16 protein-coding genes and 2 pseudogenes are annotated in these 20,351 nt (G+C 67.5%); 9 read left to right on the forward strand and 9 right to left on the reverse strand.

Annotated elements, in window-relative coordinates:
• Positions 1–65 precede the first annotated feature (65 nt).
• The 3 genes and pseudogenes from AC5P6H_RS03335 to AC5P6H_RS03345 form a co-directional block, all read right to left on the reverse strand.
• Entirely contained in the window at positions 66–452 is a 387-nt protein-coding gene (locus AC5P6H_RS03335) for a VOC family protein (RefSeq protein ID WP_014648692.1), read from the reverse strand.
• 284 nt (positions 453–736) lie between these two features.
• A pseudogene (locus AC5P6H_RS03340) lies at positions 737–1,445 on the reverse strand (helix-turn-helix transcriptional regulator).
• A complete protein-coding gene (locus AC5P6H_RS03345) occupies positions 1,445–2,080 on the reverse strand; it encodes a Rossmann-fold NAD(P)-binding domain-containing protein (RefSeq protein ID WP_204302095.1) in 636 nt (211 codons plus the stop codon). Before AC5P6H_RS03345 ends, AC5P6H_RS03340 begins: the two are co-directional and overlap by 1 nt.
• A gap of 106 nt (positions 2,081–2,186) precedes the next feature.
• Here AC5P6H_RS03345 and AC5P6H_RS03350 point away from each other — a divergent pair, with 106 nt between their 5' ends.
• Positions 2,187–3,725, forward strand: a complete 1,539-nt coding sequence (locus tag AC5P6H_RS03350; protein WP_495202308.1) for a GGDEF domain-containing protein — start codon at positions 2,187–2,189, stop codon at positions 3,723–3,725.
• Positions 3,726–4,044: 319 nt separating this feature from the next.
• Here the strand turns inward: AC5P6H_RS03350 and AC5P6H_RS03355 are convergent, their stop codons facing one another.
• A complete protein-coding gene (locus AC5P6H_RS03355; protein ID WP_014648696.1) occupies positions 4,045–4,971 on the reverse strand; it encodes a DUF808 domain-containing protein in 927 nt (308 codons plus the stop codon).
• 205 nt (positions 4,972–5,176) lie between these two features.
• On the opposite strand from AC5P6H_RS03355, the pseudogene AC5P6H_RS03360 reads away from it, so the two are divergent.
• A pseudogene (locus tag AC5P6H_RS03360) lies at positions 5,177–6,826 on the forward strand (ABC1 kinase family protein); the annotation flags it as partial.
• Between the two features lie 244 nt (positions 6,827–7,070).
• Complete coding sequence (locus tag AC5P6H_RS03365) at positions 7,071–9,176, forward strand: phosphoglycerol transferase I (RefSeq protein ID WP_126411443.1); 2,106 nt, start codon at positions 7,071–7,073, stop codon at positions 9,174–9,176.
• Between the two features lie 499 nt (positions 9,177–9,675).
• On the opposite strand, the gene AC5P6H_RS03370 is transcribed toward AC5P6H_RS03365, so the two are convergent.
• Positions 9,676–12,096, reverse strand: coding sequence for a DUF3772 domain-containing protein (locus tag AC5P6H_RS03370; RefSeq protein ID WP_288496598.1), 2,421 nt, complete (start codon positions 12,094–12,096; stop codon positions 9,676–9,678).
• 95 nt (positions 12,097–12,191) lie between these two features.
• Positions 12,192–12,440 (reverse strand): hypothetical protein, encoded by a 249-nt coding sequence (locus tag AC5P6H_RS03375; protein WP_014648700.1) that lies wholly within the window; start codon positions 12,438–12,440, stop codon positions 12,192–12,194.
• A 182-nt stretch (positions 12,441–12,622) separates the two neighbouring features.
• Here AC5P6H_RS03375 and AC5P6H_RS03380 point away from each other — a divergent pair, with 182 nt between their 5' ends.
• The 3 genes from AC5P6H_RS03380 to AC5P6H_RS03390 all read left to right on the forward strand — a co-directional run bounded on the left by AC5P6H_RS03380 (position 12,623) and on the right by AC5P6H_RS03390 (position 14,945).
• The gene (locus AC5P6H_RS03380; protein ID WP_032958822.1) at positions 12,623–13,117 is read left to right on the forward strand and encodes a lipocalin family protein; all 495 of its coding nucleotides are present in this window, start codon (positions 12,623–12,625) and stop codon (positions 13,115–13,117) included.
• Positions 13,118–13,130: 13 nt separating this feature from the next.
• Entirely contained in the window at positions 13,131–14,339 is a 1,209-nt protein-coding gene (locus AC5P6H_RS03385) for an NAD(P)/FAD-dependent oxidoreductase (RefSeq protein ID WP_049441947.1), read from the forward strand.
• Positions 14,340–14,465: 126 nt separating this feature from the next.
• A complete protein-coding gene (locus tag AC5P6H_RS03390; protein ID WP_014038776.1) occupies positions 14,466–14,945 on the forward strand; it encodes a hypothetical protein in 480 nt (159 codons plus the stop codon).
• Positions 14,946–15,028: 83 nt separating this feature from the next.
• Here the strand turns inward: AC5P6H_RS03390 and AC5P6H_RS03395 are convergent, their stop codons facing one another.
• A complete protein-coding gene (locus tag AC5P6H_RS03395) occupies positions 15,029–15,463 on the reverse strand; it encodes a PepSY domain-containing protein (protein WP_032958820.1) in 435 nt (144 codons plus the stop codon).
• 145 nt (positions 15,464–15,608) lie between these two features.
• On the opposite strand from AC5P6H_RS03395, the gene AC5P6H_RS03400 reads away from it, so the two are divergent.
• From AC5P6H_RS03400 to AC5P6H_RS03410, 3 genes are read left to right on the forward strand one after another with little or no spacing between them, the layout of a single operon-like run.
• Entirely contained in the window at positions 15,609–15,899 is a 291-nt protein-coding gene (locus AC5P6H_RS03400) for a PepSY domain-containing protein (protein ID WP_049403791.1), read from the forward strand.
• A complete protein-coding gene (locus tag AC5P6H_RS03405; protein ID WP_049441948.1) occupies positions 15,899–16,558 on the forward strand; it encodes a response regulator transcription factor in 660 nt (219 codons plus the stop codon). The genes AC5P6H_RS03400 and AC5P6H_RS03405 overlap by 1 nt, the downstream gene beginning before the upstream one ends.
• Positions 16,555–17,874 (forward strand): sensor histidine kinase, encoded by a 1,320-nt coding sequence (locus AC5P6H_RS03410; RefSeq protein WP_111205621.1) that lies wholly within the window; start codon positions 16,555–16,557, stop codon positions 17,872–17,874. Before AC5P6H_RS03405 ends, AC5P6H_RS03410 begins: the two co-directional genes overlap by 4 nt.
• A 163-nt stretch (positions 17,875–18,037) precedes the next feature.
• Here AC5P6H_RS03410 and AC5P6H_RS03415 read toward each other — a convergent pair whose 3' ends face one another.
• Both AC5P6H_RS03415 and speA read right to left on the reverse strand, forming a co-directional pair.
• Complete coding sequence (locus tag AC5P6H_RS03415; protein ID WP_005411369.1) at positions 18,038–18,358, reverse strand: DUF6122 family protein; 321 nt, start codon at positions 18,356–18,358, stop codon at positions 18,038–18,040.
• Between the two features lie 37 nt (positions 18,359–18,395).
• Positions 18,396–20,285 (reverse strand): arginine decarboxylase, encoded by a 1,890-nt coding sequence (gene speA, locus AC5P6H_RS03420; RefSeq protein WP_495202309.1) that lies wholly within the window; start codon positions 20,283–20,285, stop codon positions 18,396–18,398.
• Positions 20,286–20,351: the final 66 nt, after the last annotated feature.

The raw sequence follows: 20,351 nt of genomic DNA on the forward strand, positions 1-20,351 counted from the left end.
CGGGCATTGCCCGGCGTTTTTTTTCCGGCATCCACGCATGGCGTGGATCTACACAATGCGGGCGATCAATCGCGCGCGACCATGCCTTCGGCGCGGCTGTACACACGCAGCCGGTGGCCATCAGGGTCGGCACCGACGAAGGTGTGGCCGAACTCCAGCGTCACCGGCGACTGCAGGATCTGCACGCCGAGCCCACGCCACGCATCGTGCATCTGCTGCACGGCCTCGGGGTTTGCGACCACCATCGCCAGTTCGGCGGCGCCTGCCTGCGCAGACACCGGCGGTTGCACGTCATCGCGTTGCCACAGGCCGAGTGCGGCGCCATCGCCGAGCAGGAACAGGGCGAAGCCAGGCGACTGCTCGACCGGCGGTTTGCCGAGGATGCCGCTGTAGAAGGTGGCGCTGGTGGCGACGTCGCGCACGTACTGCAGCAGGGTGCTGGGCGTGAACATGGGGAAGCTCCGTTGTTGGGAGCGATCATGTTGGTACGGCCCTGCTGACAGATTCTGTCAGTAGCGGCGAGCGTGCTCTACTGCTGTCGCTCCTGCCCTGGTAGAGGCCGAGCTTGCTCGACTGCCGTTGCCACTGCCCTGGTAGAGGTCGAGCTTGCTCGACTGCTGTTCGCGAAGATCAAAGGCGGTCGAGCAAGCTCGCCCCCTACCAGGAGCAAAGTGCGAAGGCCGCCCTCCCCCAGAGGCAGGAAGCAGAACGCAGCAGCAGTCGAGCAGGCCCGACGCTACGAACGGTCCAGCCAGTCCGGCGCCACGCTGCTGCGCCTTCTGCCAGCGCCGCAGCAGCGTGGCGCGTGGTACGAGGTAGTGCTCCTCCAGCACGCGCACCTGGCGGATGCGATTCAGGCGGAAATGGCGAAAATCCTCGCGGCGCTCACACCACGCCGCAAGCATCGGCACCTCATCGAAGTAGCCCAGCGCGAACGGCCAGACGATGCGCTCGCTGCGCTGGCCGTGCGCGTCCTCGTAGCCGAACTTCAGGCGCTGCTGTGAACCGACAGCCTCTCGCACGGCCTGCAGACGAGCAGGGGGAACCTTGGCCGCCGCACGCGAAGGGCCCACCCGCAGGCCACTGTCACGCAGGGCCTCGCGCCGCGCTGCGGGCAACACATGGGCGATACGCGCCAGGGCATCGCGTGCGGCTTCGGCCAACGCGGGTTCGGTACGGGCCGCCACCCAGCGCAGGCCCAGCACCAGTGCGTCGATCTCGACCGGTGGCAGGGTCATCGGCGGCAGGGTATCGCTCGGCGTCAGCTGGTAGCCGACGCCGGCCTCGCCGCGCAGGTCGGCGCCCTGCTCGCGCAGGGTTTCGATATCGCGGTACAGCGTGCGCAGGCTGACTCCCAGCGCGTCGGCCAGCACCTGGCCGGCCACCGGCCGCCGATGGCGGCGCAGCAGCTGTTGGAGCTGGGTCAGGCGCAGCGCACGCGACATCAGCCGGCCAGTGCGCTCGATGCCACCACGTGCTCACCCGGTTGCGGGGCCAGCGCGGCCTCGACCAGCGCCTTGGCGATCTCGCTGGCCGGGTTGATCCGCCACGCCCGTGGCAGTACCGGCCCCAGCACGCCCAGCACCTTCAGCGCGAGACGCTCACCGCGCCGCACCTCGTTGCGCTCGCCACCGATCAACCCTGGGCGGACCAGGGTCAACGAGGTGAAGCCCAGCGCGCGCAGATCGCGCTCCAATTCACCCTTCACCCGGCTGTAGAAGATCGACGACCGCGGATCGGCACCGGCTGCGGAATTCAGCACATAGGTCTGCGCACCCTTCGCCTGCGCCAGACGGGCGAACGCCAGCGGGTAATCATGGTCGATGCGATGGAAGGCCTCGCGGCTGCCAGCCTGGGCAATGGTGCTGCCGAGCGCGCAGATGACCGCGTCCACGCCCGCCCACCCGGCGGCGGCGGGCAGCGCATCGAAGGCCAGTACCGGGTTCTCCAGCTTCCCGTGGGCTGCGCCCAACGGGCGACGGGTCGGGGCGATCAGGGCGCTGCAGCGCGGGTCGTCCAGCAGCCGGGGCAGGGTCAGCCCACCGACCAGGCCGGTCGCCCCCAGCAACATCACGCGCATCACCACCTCCACTGCGGCATCCTGTCGCCCATCCTAGCCGTTCAAGCCGTCGGCGGCCGCGCCGATATGCTGGAACCAGTCCCTGCCAGCCCCCAGGATTCGCTCCATGACGGACCAGCCCGACCACCGCCCTGCCCCCGGTACCGCCCTTGGGCCGCCGGCACGCGTGCGCGCGGTGGTGGACGATGGGCTGGGCGACCGCGTGGTGCTGCGGGGCGGCGGTGGCGTGGCGCTGCAGCAGCTGTTCGCAGGCGCCGACGCGCCGGAACCGCTGCTGGCCGCATTCGCCAACGGCATGGCCACCCTGCCCGGCGAGCTGGGCGATATGGGCGACCGCCTGCAGTCGGCGCAGGCCAGCGCCGATTGGCCGCGCTACGGGCGCGCGATGCGCCAGTTGATCGACAAGTACATCCGCACCATCGAACAGCATTCGCCGGATGGGCAACCCGAAAGCCTGCGCCTGTCCGAGCAGCTGCGGCTGCTGCTGGGCGGCGCGGTGGTGGCGCTGCTGCAGCACGACCCGGACCTGCGCGAACAGGCGCAGGCACTGGCCATGCACCTGCGCCAGTGGCAGCCAGGCACGGCGCTGGAACCGATCGAGCAGGGCGTGCGCGAACTTGGCCACCAGGTCGGCGTGCGTGCCGAGAGCTGGCAGGAGCAGCAGGCACTGCTGCTGGAGCTGTTCGCGCTGCTGCTGGAGAACGTGAGCGAGCTGCTGGATGACCGCAGCTGGCTGCAGGGCCAGATCGCCGCGGTGCGCCAGCTGCTGGACGGGCCGTTGGAAGCTGAGGCGGTCGAGCGCACCCGCGCCGAACTGCGCGAAGTGATCTACAAGCAGGGCCTGCTGCGCCAGGGCATTGACGATTCGAAGGCGGCGATGCGCGGGCTGATGGGTGAGTTCATCGAGCGCATGGATGGCATGGCCACCAGCACCGGCGAATACCACGATCGCATCGGCAGCTATGCGCTGCAGCTGCGCGAGGCGCGCAGCATCGCCGACCTCAACCAGCTTCTGCAGGACGTGATGCGCGACACCGGCAAGGTGCAGCAGCAGGCCGCGCAGGCGCGCGATCACCTGGCCAACGCACGGCAGGAAGTGGAGCGTGCCGAGCAGCGCATCGCCGAGCTGGAGCAGGAACTGCGCGCGGCCGGTGACCTGGCACGCATCGATCCACTGACCCAGGCGCTGAACCGCCGTGGCCTGGACGAACTGCTGCAACGCGAGCTGGCCCGTGCCGCACGCAACAACTCGCCGCTGGGCGTGGCGGTGATCGATCTGGATGATTTCCACCAGACCAACGATGCACATGGTCATGCCGGTGGCGATGCACTGCTGCAGCACCTGGTGGCCGTCTGCAAGCTGCTGCTGCGCGCCACCGATGGCATCGCGCGGCTGGGCGGCGACGAGTTCGTACTGGTGCTGCCGGAAACCCAGGGCGCCGACAGCATGGCCACGGTGCAGCGCCTTCAGCGTTCACTGGCGCATCGCGTGCTGACCGTGCAGGACCGGCGCGTACCGGTGCATTTCAGTGCCGGGCTGGCGCAATGGCAACCCGGCGACGACACCGAAACCCTGCTGCGGCGCGCGGACGACGCGCTGTATGCCGCCAAGCGACAGGGCAAGAACCGCGTGCAGGCAGGCTGACCGTCCGGCCCGCAGCAAACTACGTTGGTAGGTGCCAACCTTGGTTGGCACACGCAGAAACAAAGCGCCGACCAAGGTCGGCCTCTACCCGGCGACCCGCCGGCGATGATCCCGACCACCCTGAACCGCTTTGGTAGGTGCCAACCTTGGTTGGCACACGCAGGAAACAAAGCGCCGACCAAGGTCGGCCTCTACCGGGGAACCCGCCGGCGACGATGCCGACCACCTTGAACCGCTTTGGTAGGTGCCAACCTTGGTTGGCACGCGTGGGAAACAAAGCGCCGACCAAGGTCGGCCTCTACCGGGAACCTGCCGGCGACTACTTGCCGCGCAGCTTCTGGAACCCGGTCACCGCCGCCAGCACGATGGCGCCGGCGATGATGCCCACCACCATGTTGCCCGCCGCGCTGACCAGCCAGCCCCACTGGCCCTCGCCGCCCAGCGCCTGTACTGCGTGGTGCAGCGCCGGCACGTTGTGCACCAGGATGCCGCCGCCGACCAGGAACATGGCAATGGTGCCGGCCACCGACAGGAACTTCATCAGCCACGGTGCCGACGCGACCAGGCCGCGACCGAAGGCGGCAACAGCCCCACCCTTGCGCGACAGGTACAGGCCCACGTCATCCAGCTTGACGATGCCCGCCACCAGCCCATAGACGAAGACCGTCATCGCCAGTGCAACCACGGCCAGCGTGACCAGCTGGTTGGTGAACGATGCGGTGGCGACCACGCCCAGGGTCAGTACGATGATCTCGGCCGAAAGGATGAAGTCGGTGCGGATCGCACCCTTCACCTTGTCCTTCTCCCACGCGACCATGTCCACCTGCGCGTCGGCCAGCGCCTTGCGGCGTTCGGTCTGGCGCTCGGCATCGTCGTCGGCCGAATGCAGGAAGCGGTGCGCCAGCTTCTCCACGCCCTCGAAGCACAGGAAGGCACCACCGATCATCATCAGCGGCACGATCAGGGGCACGTTCCAGCCGCGGCTGTGCAGCCAGGCTTCCAGCGCACTGATCGCCAGGGCCGCCGGCACCAGGATCACCTTGTTGACCAGCGAGCCCTTGGCCACCGCCCAGACCACCGGCAGTTCGCGGTTGGCGTTGACCCCGGTGACCTGCTGCGCGTTGAGCGCCAGATCGTCACCGAGCACGCCGGCGGTCTTCTTCGCGGCGACCTTGGTCAGCACCGAGACATCGTCGAGCAGAGTGGCGATATCGTCGAGCAGGGCGAACAGGCTGGCACCGGCCATGGGGCGTCCAAGAAAGGGAATAGGCGGATTCTGACCGATCCGGTGTGGACTGCGGAAGACACCGGGTTCACCGCATGCCCACCGCCCCCCGGCGACACTGCGGAATCCGGACATTGCCGGCCCGCAGCCGGCGCTACCTGTCTTCGTCGCATGGGAGTCCCGCTTGAGCAATCCGTCCGCCGCCAATGGCAATCCCCCGCTGGTCAAAGGCATGAGCCGGCGCAGCCAGATCCTGCGCCTGCTGATGCGCTACCGCCATTCGGGCGTGTTCTCGGGCATGAACCTGGATGCGGCAAGCAACCAGGCCGACGTGCCCGCCGACGGCAATCCGGAACAGTTCGTCAGCGACCTGGAAGCGTTGGGGCCGACCTTCGTCAAGCTGGGCCAGATGCTGTCCACGCGGCCGGACATGGTGCCGGTAGAGTTCGCCACGGCGCTGGAGCGCATGCAGGAGAAGGTGGCGCCGATCCCCGTCGAGCGCATCCACGCGATCATCGAGCAGGAACTGGGCGTAGGGGTGAACAAGCTGTTTGCCTCGTTCGATCCCGAGCCGTTGGGCTGTGCTTCGATCGCGCAGGTACATCGCGCGGTGCTGCACGATGGCCGCCAGGTGGCGGTGAAGGTGCAGAAGCCTGAAGTGGCCGCGCAGCTGCGCTCGGACCTGGAGGCACTGCGCAGCTTCGCGCTGGCCGCCGATCACCTGACCCAGGTCGGACGCCGCGTGCGCCTGCGCGACTGGCTCAACGAGTTCGCCAAGACCCTGATGCAGGAGCTGGACTACCACGCCGAGGCCGAGAACCTGGCGCGCTTCGGACGGCACCTGCGGCCGTTCCGCCGGCTGTGGGTGCCGCAGCCGATCTGGGACTACAGCAGCCAGCGCGTGCTGACGATGGAGCTTGCCACCGGCGTGCGCGTGGATGCGATCTCCGGCGTACGCCGCACCGAGCAGGACATGGACCCGTTGGCGGCGGCGCTGATCCGCGGCTACCTGGACCAGATCTTCGTGCATGGCGAGATCCATGCAGACCCGCACCCGGGCAACCTGCGGGTGATGCCCGACGGCCGGCTGGCGATCTTCGACCTGGGCATGGTCGCGCACATGCCGCCGCGCCTGCGCGAGCGTCTGCTGAAGATCCTGTTCGCGGCGGTCGACGGCCGTGGCGAGGAAGTGGCCGATGACCTGATCAGTATCAGCACGCGGCTGGAGGCCTTCGATGAAGAGCGCTACCTGCGCGAAACCGGTCAGCTGATCGCGCGCTATGCGGCCAGTGGCAGCTTCTCCGAAGGCCGCGTGGTGCTGGACATGGTGCGCATCGCCACCGCCTGCGGCCTGCGCACGCCGCCGGAACTGAGCCTGCTCGGCAAGGCCCTGCTCAACCTGGAAACCGTGTGCCGGCTGCTGGCGCCAGAGCTGGACACGCGCCGCATCGTCGAGCGCCAGCTGCAGCACGTGATGCGTGCGCGCCTGAAGAAGTCGCTGTCTGCAGCCAACATCGCCAGCGAGGCGATGGAGCTGCAGCAGCTGCTGCGTGATGGGCCGCGCAAGCTGTCGGACATCATGGCGCTGCTGGCCGAGAACCGCCTGCAGATGAAGGTCACCGGCCTGGAAGAATCGCGGCTGATGGAGAACCTGCAGAAGATCGCCAACCGCGTGGCGGCCGGCATCATCAGCGCCGCATTGATCATGGCCGCCGCGATGATGATGAGGATCGACACCGGCTGGCACCTGTTCGGTTACCCGCTCATCGCCCTGATCCTGTTGTTCATCGGCGTGGTGCTCGGCCTGGGCATCGTAACCAGTGCATTGCTGTTCGACCGTCGTGCGCGGGCACGCGAAGAACGCGGGCATCGCTAGCGCATCGACGAAAACGCCCGTATTCATGCAGTTTTTAATGCAATCCAGCTACCCCTTTCACGCTCGTTTTACCTTCTGAGCGCGATTACGCGCGCGTCATTTCAACAAACATTTCAGTCAGGTTCGTGCATGCACTATCGGGTCATCGGCCTGTCACATGCATGTGCTTGCGGCAGCGCCGGTCGGATGGACACGCGTCGGTACGACGTCCATCACCACCACCCCGTCACTGCCGAAGCTGCCTATGCTCTGGATACTGCTGCTGTCGTTGTTGCTGTTGTGCTGGTTGTTCCTCGCGTCCGACAAGTGGGTGTGGTGGAAGGCCGGCGCGTTCTCGCTGCTGCTGCTGATGCTCAGCGCGTGGTGGCTGATCGACAAGCTGTCCGGTGATGGGCTCAATGCCGCCACCCTGTACCACCTCGGCGCCGACATGGAAGGTGCCGGTGTCTCCGACTTCAAGGGCTACATCGCCGGCTTCATCGTGTTGGCGCTGGTCTCGCTGCTGCCACTGTTCGCCACACGGGTGAAGCGCTGGCGCCGGCCCGGCCACGGTGGCGCGTTGTTCGCCGGTTTCGCGGCCGTGTGGGTGGCCACGATCATGATCAGCCCGCTGGCCCGTGACGGCCAGCGCCTGTACCAGCAGCTGCGCCCGGTCGACTTCGCCCGCATCGCCCCTGAGTACCAGGTGCCGACGCAGCCGCTGCAGCGCCCGCGCAACATCGTCTGGATCTACGGCGAAAGCCTGGAACGCACCTATCTGGACGAGGCCGTGTTTCCCGGCCTGATGCCCAACCTCAACCGCCTGGCGTCCGAGTCGCTGGACGTGCGTGGGCTGGCCTCGGCCGAAGGCAGCGGCTGGACCATCGCCGGCCTGGTGTCGTCGATGTGCGGCGTGCCGCTGACCACCTCGCAGGGCGATGAAAACAGCATGGACCGCATGGGCAGCTTCCTGCCCAAGGCGGTCTGCCTGGGCGACTACCTGAAGCAGCAGGGCTACACCAACCACTATCTGGGGGGTGCCAACGGCCAGTTCGCCGGCAAGGGCCAGTTCCTGGCCAGCCACGGCTTTGATGAAGTGCATGACCTCGCTTGGTTCAAGCAGCAGAAGAAGATCGGCCGCATCCACTACTCGGCCTGGGGCGTGCACGACGACGTGCTGCTGGACACCGCTTACCAGCGCTTCGAACAGCTCTCGCGCGCCGGTTCACCGTTCATGCTGACCACGTTGACCATGGACACCCACCACCCGGCGGGCCACCTGCCGGTATCGTGCAAGGGCGAGCGCTACCAGAGCCAGTACGGCAACATCAACATGCTCAACGCGCTCAAGTGCAGCGACCGGCTGATCTCGCAGCTGGTGCAGCGCATCCAGGCCAGCCCGTACGGCAAGGACACGCTGATCGTGATCGCCTCCGACCACCTGGCGATGCCCAACGATCTGACCCACATCCTGACCCGGCAGAAGCGCGAGAACCTGCTGCTGTTCCTGGGCGATGGCATTACCCCGCAGCAGCTCAGCGCCGACGCCGGCACCACCCTGGATTCGGGTGCCACCCTGCTCAGCCTGCTGGACCCGAACCTGAAGACGATGGGCTTTGGCCGCTCGTTGATCGACAGCCAACGCGCACCCAGCGCCAGCGTGGCGGCCCGGCGCGATGGTGGCCGCGACTACCCGCAGTACCTGGCCTTCGCCCGCTCACTGTGGCTGGGCGAACCGACCCGCGAACTGAAGATCGATGGCGATGACCAGGTAGTAGTCGGCCTGCAGCACGTGCAGCCGCCGGTGCTGCTGGAGTACGACAAGGACTGGGGGCTGAAGTCGGTCTACCTGGAGAACACCTCGCGCCAGTTCGATGACGCGGATCCGGACAACACGCTGGCCTATGTTGATCGCTGCACCGCATTCGAGGACGGCTCGGCCGACGGCGACTGGTGTGCGCTGCTCGTCAACCGCGACAACGGCATCAAGCTGTACCGCGACAATGACCTGCGCGGCGGCATCGCGGTCGATGCACCGCTGGACGCATTCCAGGGCCCGCGCCCGAGCGTGCGCCAGGCGCACATGATCACCCAGAAGGGCCGCCGCACCCGTGCCGGCCAGTACATGCTGCAGCTGGTGGCGAGCACGCGCCCGGATCGCGGTTTCTGGATCGAGGCGGTGTCCTCGCAGCGCAAGGTGGTGCTGGCCCAGCAGTGGGTGCAGCCCGATGCCGACGGCAAGATCAACGTGTCGTTCGGGCTGGACCACGAAGTGGATGATCTGGAGATCCGCGCGTGGTTGAACCATGCCGAGAAGCTGGCGGTGGATACGTTCGCACTGGTGCCCTCGCGCAGCCGACCACGGGGATAGGGTTCTTTGCAGGGCTGCGCCCTGCACCCGTGGTAGTGCCGGCCGCTGGCCGGCAACCTCAGAAGCAACGGCAACAGCGTGCAATCCGTGGTTTGGCGGGGCAGTGTCGACCTTGGTCGACACACTCTGTCAGATATCGAAAATCAAGATGGGGTCAGATCCGTTTTCCTCCGGAAAACGGATCTGACCCCAAGAGCATTTCCGACAGATCGCGGGAAACTGTCGAAGGCGGGGTGGGTCCGATCGCGGGAGTGTCCGCGGCATGGATGCCGCGGCCAAGCCCCCATGGGTGATGGCGCTTTGCTTGCGAAGCACTGCTTCGCAAGCGCCCGAACGCACAGCCGCCAGCGGCTGGGCCGGCCTGGGGGTTTACGGCGTCTCCCGCAACCGGACCCACCCCGCCATCCCGCAGGAAATCAGCTGTCGCTGTTGCTGTTGAAGTTGCCGGCCAGCGGCCGGCACTACTGGGGGTGCAGGGCGCAGCCCTGCAACACAACCCCTACTCCTGCGGGTCGCGGATGATGTGGATGTCGGTCGGGGTCGACAGCGGGATGTTCCGCTCGGCCAGGATCTGCAGCAGGCTGAAGTACAGATCACTGCGGGTTGCATACACCTGCCGCGGGCTGGCCACGTACGCGAAACTGTTGATGGTGATCTGGCCACCGGCAATGCTGTCGATGTAGACCGTCGGCGCCGGCTGCTTCAGCACGTTGGTGTGCGCGGTGTACGCATCCAGCAGCGCCTGCCGCAGGTTGCCGACATCGGTGCTGGGCGGCACCGCGAACTGGATCTGGATGCGGCCCTGGTTGTTGCCCATCGTCATGTTGCGCACGGTCTTGGTGACCAGCTCGGAGTTGGGCACGATCAGCGTCGACTTGTCGCCCACCTGGATCTCGGTCGATCGCAGGCTGATGCGGCGGATGTCGCCCTCCTGGTCACCCAGCTTCACCCAGTCGCCGATCTTCACCGGGCGCTCGGCCAGCAGGATCAGGCCGGAGACGAAGTTCTGGGTGATCACCTGCAGGCCGAAGCCAATACCCACCGACAGTGCGCTGACCAGCAGGGCCAGCTTGCTCAGCTGCAGCCCCATCGCCGACAGCGCCCAGATCACCGCGATGATGATGCCCACGTAACGGGCAACGGTGCTCACCGAATTGCGCGCGCCCAGGTCCAGCTCGGTCTTGGGCAGGTAGGTGTCGGTCAGCCAGCGCTGCACCAGCTGGGTGATCGCCAGGCCGGCCAGCAGCGCCAGTACCGCCAACACGATCCCCGCCGGTGCCAGCTTGGTGCCACCGATATCGAATCCGGTCGTGAACAGTGAAGTGAAGCGCTCCACCACCGCGCCGATGTTGCCGAACGGTGCCACCAGCGCCAGCAGCGCGATCAGTACGACGATGGTACGCAGCGCTGCCGACAGCAGCACGCCCGCCTGTTCCAGCCGCGATACGCTCAGGCCGGTGCTGAGCAGGATGGTCTGGCCGACCTTGCTGTCGGCGTTGAGCATCCACGTGCTCAGGTCATCGACGAACTTGAACAGCAACGTCGCGGCCAACACCACGATGCTGCCGCCGATCAATTGCTGGTTCACGAACTTGGCGAAATTCAGGTAGCCCAGCAATGTGGCAATGATGGCGGCCACCACCGCGATGTTGCCCGCTACCCGGGCCAGTACCAGCCAGCTGCTGCGGCGCACCGGCGTGGCTGCACCCACGCCATCGGCCTGCGCTTCCAGCTTGGCCTCGGCCTCGGCGGTCTGCCGGCGATGCAGGCGCGCCAGGGTCACCAGCATGGCCATGATCAGGCCGAGGTAAGTCAGCGCAATCAGTCCGTCCAGCGCCACCGTGGTGACGTCGCTGGTGCGCGTGGCCTGGTCCAGGGCCACCAGCACCGTGCTCAGCCAGGCCAGCGCCGCCGCGCCCCAGGCGTATTTGCGCAGCTTCAGCGCGGCGGTGTCGTCCAGGTTCAACAGCCGCCATGACGGGCGCTTGGGCACCAGCAGGCAGGCGCTGAGTGCGGCGATGAAGGCCGCGCGGAACGTTGCGGTCTCCAGGCCGTCGGCCACCACCTGCAGGCGCGGCGCGATCGCATCGATGGCATCCAGCGCCGCCATCAGCACCACCACGGCGTAACCGGGCAGCAGCGTGCCCACCAGCAGCAGCCACATGGCCAGGCCGGACCGGCGCAGGCGACCATCGGGCGCACGCTCGGACGCAGCAAAGCGGCGTCCCAGCCTGCGCAGCCACAGCCGCAACGGGAACATCATCACCAGCGCGGCCAGCAGGCCCAGCAACGGCGTGCCCCAGCCATGGGCGCGGATACCGGCGACCAGCGCATCGCGGCCCTGCCCGGCCAATGGCACAACCCGCGCGATATCGATCGGCAGACGCTCGGCCACCTTGCTCCACAGCGCGGGCGACAACGGCGAGGCCACCTTCTGGCCCAGTTCTTCCGTGCGTTGCGCGGTTCGCTGCTGCTCGATGTCCGCCGCCAGCTGCTGCGCACGCACGGCACTGGCCTTGGCCTGCACCACCGAAGCGGCCAAGCCGTCACGCTGCTTGGTGAGGGTGCGCCGTTGCGCCGCCAGCTCCGGCGGCTCAGCGGCCCCTTCTGCCGGCGTTCCCAGCTGCGCCAGCTGTTCGTTGAGTCGGTCCAGCTGCGGCTGCAGCGCCTTTTCCAGCGCCTCGGCATCGCGCCGTGCCTGCGAGGCATTCTCGGACAGCATCGCCAGCGTCTCGGTGGCTTCTGCATCGCCACGCTTGCGCTCCACATCCTTCAGGCTGGAATCGATATCCGCCAGCTGCTGCTTCGGCGTGGGGTCCTCATCCTGCGCCAGCACCGGCGCGGACAGCAGGAAGGCGGTGCACAGCAGCAGGACCCACCAGGGCCCCCGTGCACGGATCGATCGCAGGAAAGAAGACACGCAGCCACACCGGTTCGCGCGGACCACCGCGCCTGCGCGCGACTATACGGCAGAGCCGGTCAAGGCCGGATGGGCGGCCCCGCCAGCGTCGCGCATCAGTACTTCAGCCGAAGCTCTTCCACCGTCGGCTGCTGCAGCGCATACCAGTCCTGGAACTCTTCCTCGGTGATCTCATCGGGCGCGTACACCGCCACCGGGTGCCAGTCGTGGTCGGTCGGCAGCGGCTGGCGCGGGCCGGCGCGCAGGCTGTAACTCACACCTTCGTAGTCGACCAGTTCGTCGACCTGCGGCCACTGTTCGCGCGCGAACGCGGATTCACTCTTCAACAGGATCACCTGGTACATCGGCACCTCCACCTCGGTTGGATCAGGAAAACACGGCGCTGGCGGCAGGATACCCCCAGGCCGGTGACAACGGGCGCTCCGCCGGGGCGACGGAACGTTCTGGACACGGCCATCGCCCCGGCTTCACCCGCCCATGGCAAGGCCATCGGCATCGTGGAGGCCCACCCCTGCCACGACCGCCGATGACCGAGCACCCGCCGCTGAAAACCGTCGCCGACCTCAAGCTGCCGCGCTACCTGGGCACCTGGTACGAGATCGCACGCCTGCCGATGCGCCACGAGCCGGAAGGCTGCACCGACGTATCGGCGCACTACACCCTGCTCGACAACGGCAACGTCGGCGTCACCAACCGCTGCCGCATGGACGGCGAGATCGAAGAGGCCACCGGCGAGGCCTGCGCTGTCGACAACGACAGCGCGCGGCTGGAGGTCAGCTTCCTGCCCAAGGGCCTGCGCTGGCTGCCGTTCGCCAAGGGCGACTACTGGGTGATCCAGATCGCCCCGGACTACAGCGTGTCGCTGGTCGGCAGCCCGGATCGCAAGTACCTGTGGCTGCTGGCGCGCGAGCCGCGCCTGGACGCGACCGTGCAGGACCATTATCTGGCGGCGGCCCGCCTGCAGGGCTTCGATCTGTCCGAACTGATCCAGACGCCACATACCGGCAAACCCACAGCCTGAGCCCCACGCACGCATGGACCTGAAAAGCGGTTACCCGTGGTGGGCCGTACGCAACGGACTGATCCAGGCGTTCCCCCCGCTGGAGAAGGATCTGCGCTGCGATGTGCTGGTGGTCGGTGGCGGCATCACCGGCGCGCTGATTGCCGACGAGCTGTCCCACCATGGCCATGACGTGGCCGTGATCGAGCAGCGTGACATCGGCTGGGGCAGCACGGCGGCCAGCACCGCGCTGCTGCAGTACGAGATCGATACCCATCTGCTCGAACTGGCCGAACGCTACGGGCAAGACGCCGCAGCACGGGCGTACCGGGCCTGCGCGGAGGCAATCCCGGCACTGGGCGAAGTGGCACGCGGGTTGAAGGACGTGGATTTCCAGCGCATGGACAGCCTGTACCTGGCCAGCCGCCATCGCGACGTGCCGCGCCTGATGGCCGAAGGTGAGGCGCGGCGCAGCATCGGCCTGGATGCCCGCTGGCTGGACCGCGAAGCGCTTCGCGAGCGTTTCGACGTGGATGCCGGCGGCGCCCTGCTGACCCGCCAGGCGGCGCGGGTCGATCCCTACTGTCTCACCTACGGCCTGCTCAAACGAGTGCGCCGCCGCGGCGGCCATGTGCACGACCGCACCGTGCTGCACACGCTCAAGCCTGGCGCGCAGGGCGTCACCGCGATGACCGAGGCCGGCGCCTCGGTCCGTGCCCGCCACGTGGTCCTGGCCATGGGCTATGCCAACCAGACGTGGCTGGAACAGCGGGTTGCGCGCAACCGCAGCAGCTATGCCTTCATCACCGATCCCATCGAAGCGGACGTGCTCGGCAGGCTGCGCAACACGATGGTGTGGGAAAGCGCCCGCCCGTACCTGTACCTGCGCGCCACCGGCGACCGCCGCCTGCTGGTGGGTGGGCTGGACGACGCCATCGATATCCCCGCCCGGCGCGACCGGCGCGTTGATGGCAAGGCCGGCAAGCTGATGAAGCAGCTGCGGCACTGGTTCCCGCGACTGGATCCGATACCCGCCTTTTCCTGGGCCGGCACCTTCGCCGAAACCGCCGACGGCCTGCCCTTCTTCGGCCCGCACGCGCAGTGGGGACCGCGGGTCCATTTCGCCATGGCCTACGGCGGCAACGGCATCACTTATTCGATGATCGGCGCCCAGCTGCTGCGGGCCCGGATCGAGCGGCGCAGGCATGCGCTGGAATCGCTGTTCGGGTTCGAACGGTTGTAGCGTGCAGCCAGGCATGACCTGGCTCTACCGCAAGCGGGCGCCGACAGGCATCATTCAAGCAACCCCTGCTAGCGTCGGCCTGTACCGCCGCGTGTTGCGTGGCCACCTGTCCGCTGGAGCGCCGTCATGATCCGCCCCCTGACCCTGCTGCTGTGCCTGGCCCTGCCGGGAACCGTGCTGGCCCAGTCCGCCGCTGGCGCCACTGCGCCGCAGGCTGCCGGCCTGGACTTGACGCTGCCGCAGGCGCCGATGCGCTACCTCAACGACCCGGCCCTGCAGCAGGACCCGCCCGGCACCTATTACGGTGACAAGAGCGGCCCGCGCGTGCACGACGATGCGAAGATCGCCGACGTGACCGACGACAAGGTCAAGGTGTCCGGCAGCTTCACCACCGGCATCGGCTATTCGAAGAACGGCGGCAACAGCCACTACAACGCGGCCACGCTGAACCTGAGCAAGAACTACACCACCGATGAAGGCAAGACCCACGGGGTCAACCTCAACATCCACGTGAGTGAGGGCAAGGGCCCGGGCTTCTTCGGCCCGTATGGCGGCTACTACGGCCGCGGGCCGGGCTGGGATTACCCGCCGCCGTACGGCTGGTAAGCCAGCCCCTGTAGAGCCGAGCCCATGCTCGGCTACGGTTGGCCGCAAAGCCGAGCATGGGCTCGGCTCTACAGAGGCCAACGTCAATCCAGCCAGCCATCGCGCTCGCTGTGCAGGATGCGGCCATCATGACCGCTCAGGCGCACCTCTACCTTCTGGTTGCGGGCATTGCGGGCTTCCAGCGACCAGGTCGCACCATCGCGTTCCAGCGAATGGATCTCGCGCAGGCCATGCGACTGCGCCCGTGCCAGCACCTGCTCGGTAGTCAGCAGCGCGCGGCCGCTGTGCTCATCGAAGATCTCGCCGGTCTTCGGGTCAACGTAGACCTCGCTGAAGCGGCCATCGGCGCGGCTCACGTCAGCCTCCCACAGGCCATCATCGCGTTCGATCTCGTGGATCTGGGTGTAGCCGGCCTTGCGCAGGGTCTGTTCAACCTGGGCCATGCCCAGCGGCGCGGCCTGTACGGCCGGCGCGACGGCGAGCAGGGCAACAGTGGCGAGGGTGAGCGACTTCAACATGGGGGTTCTCCTGTTCGTGGCCGGACCATCCCGGCAACGCCACGATGCATGGCCCGGTTAACAGCGCCGTAGCCGTGGCTGTTAGCCGGCTGTTAGTCATCCCCGCCACACTCGCGCCTGTACCCCTCTCTCTTTCGTTACCCGCATGCTCGCCACCCTGCCCCTGCTGCTGGCCCTGGCCAACGCCCCGACCGCCGCCGCGCCCCTGCAGGACCCGGCGCAGCAGGTCGCGCGTCGCGCCGTGCAGCAGGGCCGCTACGTGCCGCTGGAGAGCGTGGTGCGCGATGCGCTCAAGCGCTACCCCGGCCAGCTGCTGGAAGTGGAGCTGGACGACGGCGTCTACGAAGTGGAGATCCTGCGCGGCGACGGCGTGGTGGTGGAGCTGGACTATGATGCGCGCAGCGGAAAGCTGCTGAAGACGGAGCTCGACGACTGATGCGCATCCTGTTGGCCGAAGACGATGCCGCACTGGCACAGCGCCTGGTGCCCCTGCTGGAACAGGCCGGCTATGTGGTGGCGGTGGTCGCCGACGGTCGCGAGGCCGAAGAAATCGGGCAGATCGAAGACCTCCAGGCCGCCATCGTCGACCTCGGCCTGCCCGGGCTGGACGGGCTGAGCGTGATCGAGCGCTGGCGCGGCAACGGCCGCAGCTTTCCGGTGCTGGTGCTGACCGCGCGCGGGCGCTGGCACGACAAGCTGGCCGGCTTCGATGCCGGTGCCGACGATTACCTCACCAAACCCTTCCAGGCCGATGAGCTGGTGCTGCGCCTGCGCGCCCTGATCCGCCGCAGCCATGGCCACGCCAGCCCGCGCCTGCACTGCGGCCCGCTGCAGCTGGACGTCAATGCCGGCCGCTTCGAGCTGGATGGACAGGCGCTGCCACTGAGTCCGCAGGAATTCCGCCTGCTCAGCTACTTCATCCACCACAGCGGACAGGTGATCAGCCGCGACCGGCTGGGCGAACAGGTGTTCGACGGCGGCCACGACCCGGACTCCAACGCACTGGACGTGCTGCTCGGACGCGTGCGCCGCAAGCTCGGCATCGACCTGATCCAGACCGTGCGCGGCCAGGGCTGGCGGCTGGCCGAGCCATGAACCGGCAACCGTCGCTGCGGCGGCGCCTGCTGCTGGCCGGCGGCGTCGGGCTGCTGCTGGTCTCGCTGCTGGCCAGCGCTCTGCTGGGCGAGCTGTTCAAGCGCAGCGCGCGCGACCGCCTCGACCACGAACTGCAGCAGGACATGCTGACCCTGCTGTCACAGGCCGAAGTGGACCCGGACGGGCAGTTGCGCCTGCGCCAGGAACCCAATGATGCGCGCTTCCAGCGCGTGTTTTCCGGTGCCTATTGGCAGATCGCCGGTGCCGATGGCCGCGTGCTGCTGCAGTCGCGCTCGCTGTGGGATGAAACCCTGCCGGCGAAGGCCGCCGGGCCGGCCACGCGCAATCTGCCCGGGCCGCTGCAACAATTCCTGCGTGCACGCGTGCAGCAGGTGCGCCTGCCACGCGCCAGCGAACCGTTCGTGGCCGTGGTCGCCACCGACCGCAGCGCGCTGGATGCCGATGTTGCCGCGTTCCGCAAGCGCACCGCCATCGCACTGGGCGTGCTGGTCGCGGCGTGGCTGGCGGTGCTGGCCAGCCAGGTGCACTTCGGCCTGCGCCCGCTGCATCGCCTCGGTGCGCAGCTGGAACGGGTACGTCGCGGCGATGCGCAGCGCATCGACACACAGGGACTGGGCGCGGAGGTCGCACCGCTGGGTGAGGAACTCAACGCGCTGCTGGACCACCAGCAACGCATGGTCGCGCGTGCGCGCACCAGTGCACAGGATCTGGCGCACGCGCTGAAGACTCCACTGAGCGTATTGGCCACCGAAGCTGACAGCGACGGCACGCATTGGCGTGCCACCGTGCGCGAGCAGAGTGCGCGCATGCAGGCCAGTGTCGACCGTTACCTGGCTGCAGGACTGGCTGCCGACCATCGCCAGCGCACCGACGTGGCGGCCGTCGCACAGGCGATGTGCCGGCTGATGGCACGCGTGCATGGCGAACGTGGCATCACGTTCACGGCGGCAGGCATCGATCCGGCGCTGCAGTTCGCCGGCGCCAGTGCGGATCTGGAGGAGATGCTGGGCAACCTGCTGGACAACGCCGGGCGCTGGGCGCAACAGCAGGTCACTGTCGAAGCGGAAACCAGCGAAGGGCAGCTACGCATCGAAGTGCGCGACGATGGCCCCGGCCTGGCCGCAGACGCGCTGGAACGGGTCACCCAGCGTGGTGTACGGCTGGACGAGCGCGAAGGCAGCAGCGGATTGGGCCTGGCGATCGTGGGCGATATCGCCGCCAGCTATGGCGGACGATTGCAGCTGGAGAATGCGCAGCCGGGCCTGCGTGCGACGTTGTGGTTGCCGGTGGCGTGACGCGGCCAACCCAACGGTGGGTAGTGCCGGCCGCTGGCCGGCAGCCACGTGATCACCGGGAACACCCAGCGGAAGCCGGCCAGTGGCCGGCTCTACCGAGCGCCAATCCGACCGGTCGCCGTGCACCCGGTAGGTGTCGACCTTGGTCGACACGCACCAAGCATCAACGGTGATGCATCCACCAGCAATCAATCGCGTCCAGCACGATGTGGATGATCAGACCGATACCGAACAACCGCGTTTTCTTCGGCACGCACAGCCCGGCATAGACTGCGATGGCCGGTGCGGTGTGCAGCGGGTGGAACCCGATGCTGCAGCGGTTCGGTGCATAGATCGGGTCGGCCAGCAGATGGTCCAGGTCGATGATCCAGCCCAGCAGCATCAGCAGCCACGCCGAGGCAAAGCGCTTGCGCCAGAACAGCCATGCCAGCAACGCTGGCACGGCGGCATGCAGGAACAGGTGGAAGATCGCGCGCGCGCTCATCGGCAACGGTGGCGCCGGGCAAACCCGGTGCCGTCCATCACACCAGCGGTTCGTCGGACAGGTAGGTGTAACCGGTCAGCCCGGCTTCCAGCGCTTCCGACAGCTCCTGTGCGCGTTCGGGCGACAGCTGCGCCGCGGCCACGCGCTGCGCATAGGTGGCACGCAGTTCGTCCAGGCGATAGCCCACGTAATCCAGCATCACGTCGGTGGTGTCGCCGCGGCGCTGCTGGGTGATGGCATAGCCATCGGCGTCGGCCAGCACTTCAACCGCGTCGGTATCGCCGAACAGGTTGTGGATGTCGCCCAGGATTTCCTGGTAGGCACCGACCATGAAGAAGCCGATGCGGTAACTCTCGCCCGGATTCATCCTGTGCAGCGGCAGCGAACTGTCCAGGCTCTCGTTCTCGACATAGGTCTCCACCATGCCGTCGGAGTCGCAGGTCATGTCGGCGATGATGCCGCGGCGGTCGGGAACCTCGTCCAGCCGCTCGATCGGCACGATCGGGAACACCTGGTCGATCGCCCACACGTCCGGGATCGATTCGAACACGCTGAAGTTGACGAAGTACTTGTCGACCAGGCGCTCGTTCAGTTCGTCCAGCACCGGGCGGTGGCTCTTCTCGTCGTAGCTCAGGCGCGCACGCACGCCGTGGGCGATGGCGTAGAACAGGTCGTCGATGCGCGCACGCTGCGGCAGGTCGATCTGGCCCAGCGCGTAGCTGGCCAGGCCTTCGGCATGGAAATGCTGCGCCTCCTGGAACAGTTCCACCGCCGGGCGCACGTCCAGCTCGTCGTGGATCTCGCGCAGGTGGCGGATCGCTGCCGGCTCGTCGTCGTGCTGGTCCGGCACGCGGCCTTCCTGCGCTTCTTCCACTTCCGACACGTTGGCGATCAGTACCGCGTGGTGCGCGGTCATTGCGCGGCCGCACTCGGTCACGATGCGCGGCGGGGTCAGGCCGAACTCTTCGCAGGCATTGGCCAGCGGCTGCACGATGTTGCTGGCGTAGGAATGCAGCCCGTAGTTGATCGAGCAGAAGCTGCGCGAACGGGTGCCTTCATAGTCCACGCCCAGGCCACCGCCCACGTCGACGTGGGTGATCTTCGCGCCCAGGCGCGACAGCTCCACGAAGTAGCGGGTGGCTTCGCGCATGCCGTTGGCGATGTCGCGCACGTTGGAGATCTGCGAGCCCATGTGGAAGTGCAGCAGGTTCAGGCAGTCGGCGTACTCGGTGTCACGCAGCGACTTCCACAGGTCCAGCAGCTGGCGCGGCGACAGGCCGAACTTGGCCTTGTCGCCACCGCTGTTCTGCCACTTGCCGGCACCCAGCGAGGCCAGGCGCATGCGCACGCCCAGGCCCGGCTTCACGTCCAGCGCCCTGGACTCTTCCAGCACCAGCTTCAGCTCGGACGGCTTCTCGATGACGATGAAGGTCTGCAGGCCCAGCTTGCGGCCGATCAGGGCCAGGCGGATGTACTCGCGGTCCTTGTACCCGTTGCAGACGATCAGGCCACCCGGGCGGGACAGCGCCAGCACGGCCATCAGTTCGGGCTTGCTGCCCGCTTCCAGGCCGAAGCCTTCGCCGTGGTGGCTGGCCAGGGTGCCGGCCACGCCGCGGGTCTGGTTGACCTTGATCGGGTACACGGCGGTGTAGCCGCCGCTGTACTCCCAGTCCTGCTGGGCCTGGGCGAAGGCCGCCTGCAGCTTGCCCAGGCGCTGGCCGAGGATGTCCGGGAAGCGCACCAGCAGCGGCAGCTTGGCACCGGCCGCGCGCGCAGCGTCCACCACCTTGGGCAGCGATACCACCGGGCCGTCCGCCCCGGTCGGTCTCACCACCATGTGCCCGGCCTGATCCACGTCGAAGTAACCGTCCGCCCAATGCGGGATCGAGTAGGTCTTGCGGGCTTGGTCGAGGGACCAATCGGTCATTTCAGTCGGCCTTGTTGGCAATAAAAGGGGGGGCATGATAACGCCTATATGCCCACAGGTTCGTTA

The sequence above is a fragment of the Stenotrophomonas sp. YJH_SMC_110 genome (genome assembly GCF_059369255.1).

Coding starts and splice junctions, on each gene's coding strand:
- AC5P6H_RS03335 (WP_014648692.1), bottom strand. CDS start 452: ATGTTCACGCCCAGCACCCTGCTGCAGTACGTGCGCGACGTCGCCACC.
- AC5P6H_RS03345 (WP_204302095.1), bottom strand. CDS start 2,080: ATGCGCGTGATGTTGCTGGGGGCGACCGGCCTGGTCGGTGGGCTGACC.
- AC5P6H_RS03350 (WP_495202308.1), top strand. CDS start 2,187: ATGACGGACCAGCCCGACCACCGCCCTGCCCCCGGTACCGCCCTTGGG.
- AC5P6H_RS03355 (WP_014648696.1), bottom strand. CDS start 4,971: ATGGCCGGTGCCAGCCTGTTCGCCCTGCTCGACGATATCGCCACTCTG.
- AC5P6H_RS03365 (WP_126411443.1), top strand. CDS start 7,071: ATGCTCTGGATACTGCTGCTGTCGTTGTTGCTGTTGTGCTGGTTGTTC.
- AC5P6H_RS03375 (WP_014648700.1), bottom strand. CDS start 12,440: ATGTACCAGGTGATCCTGTTGAAGAGTGAATCCGCGTTCGCGCGCGAA.
- AC5P6H_RS03380 (WP_032958822.1), top strand. CDS start 12,623: ATGACCGAGCACCCGCCGCTGAAAACCGTCGCCGACCTCAAGCTGCCG.
- AC5P6H_RS03385 (WP_049441947.1), top strand. CDS start 13,131: ATGGACCTGAAAAGCGGTTACCCGTGGTGGGCCGTACGCAACGGACTG.
- AC5P6H_RS03390 (WP_014038776.1), top strand. CDS start 14,466: ATGATCCGCCCCCTGACCCTGCTGCTGTGCCTGGCCCTGCCGGGAACC.
- AC5P6H_RS03395 (WP_032958820.1), bottom strand. CDS start 15,463: ATGTTGAAGTCGCTCACCCTCGCCACTGTTGCCCTGCTCGCCGTCGCG.
- AC5P6H_RS03400 (WP_049403791.1), top strand. CDS start 15,609: ATGCTCGCCACCCTGCCCCTGCTGCTGGCCCTGGCCAACGCCCCGACC.
- AC5P6H_RS03405 (WP_049441948.1), top strand. CDS start 15,899: ATGCGCATCCTGTTGGCCGAAGACGATGCCGCACTGGCACAGCGCCTG.
- AC5P6H_RS03410 (WP_111205621.1), top strand. CDS start 16,555: ATGAACCGGCAACCGTCGCTGCGGCGGCGCCTGCTGCTGGCCGGCGGC.
- AC5P6H_RS03415 (WP_005411369.1), bottom strand. CDS start 18,358: ATGAGCGCGCGCGCGATCTTCCACCTGTTCCTGCATGCCGCCGTGCCA.
- speA (WP_495202309.1), bottom strand. CDS start 20,285: ATGACCGATTGGTCCCTCGACCAAGCCCGCAAGACCTACTCGATCCCG.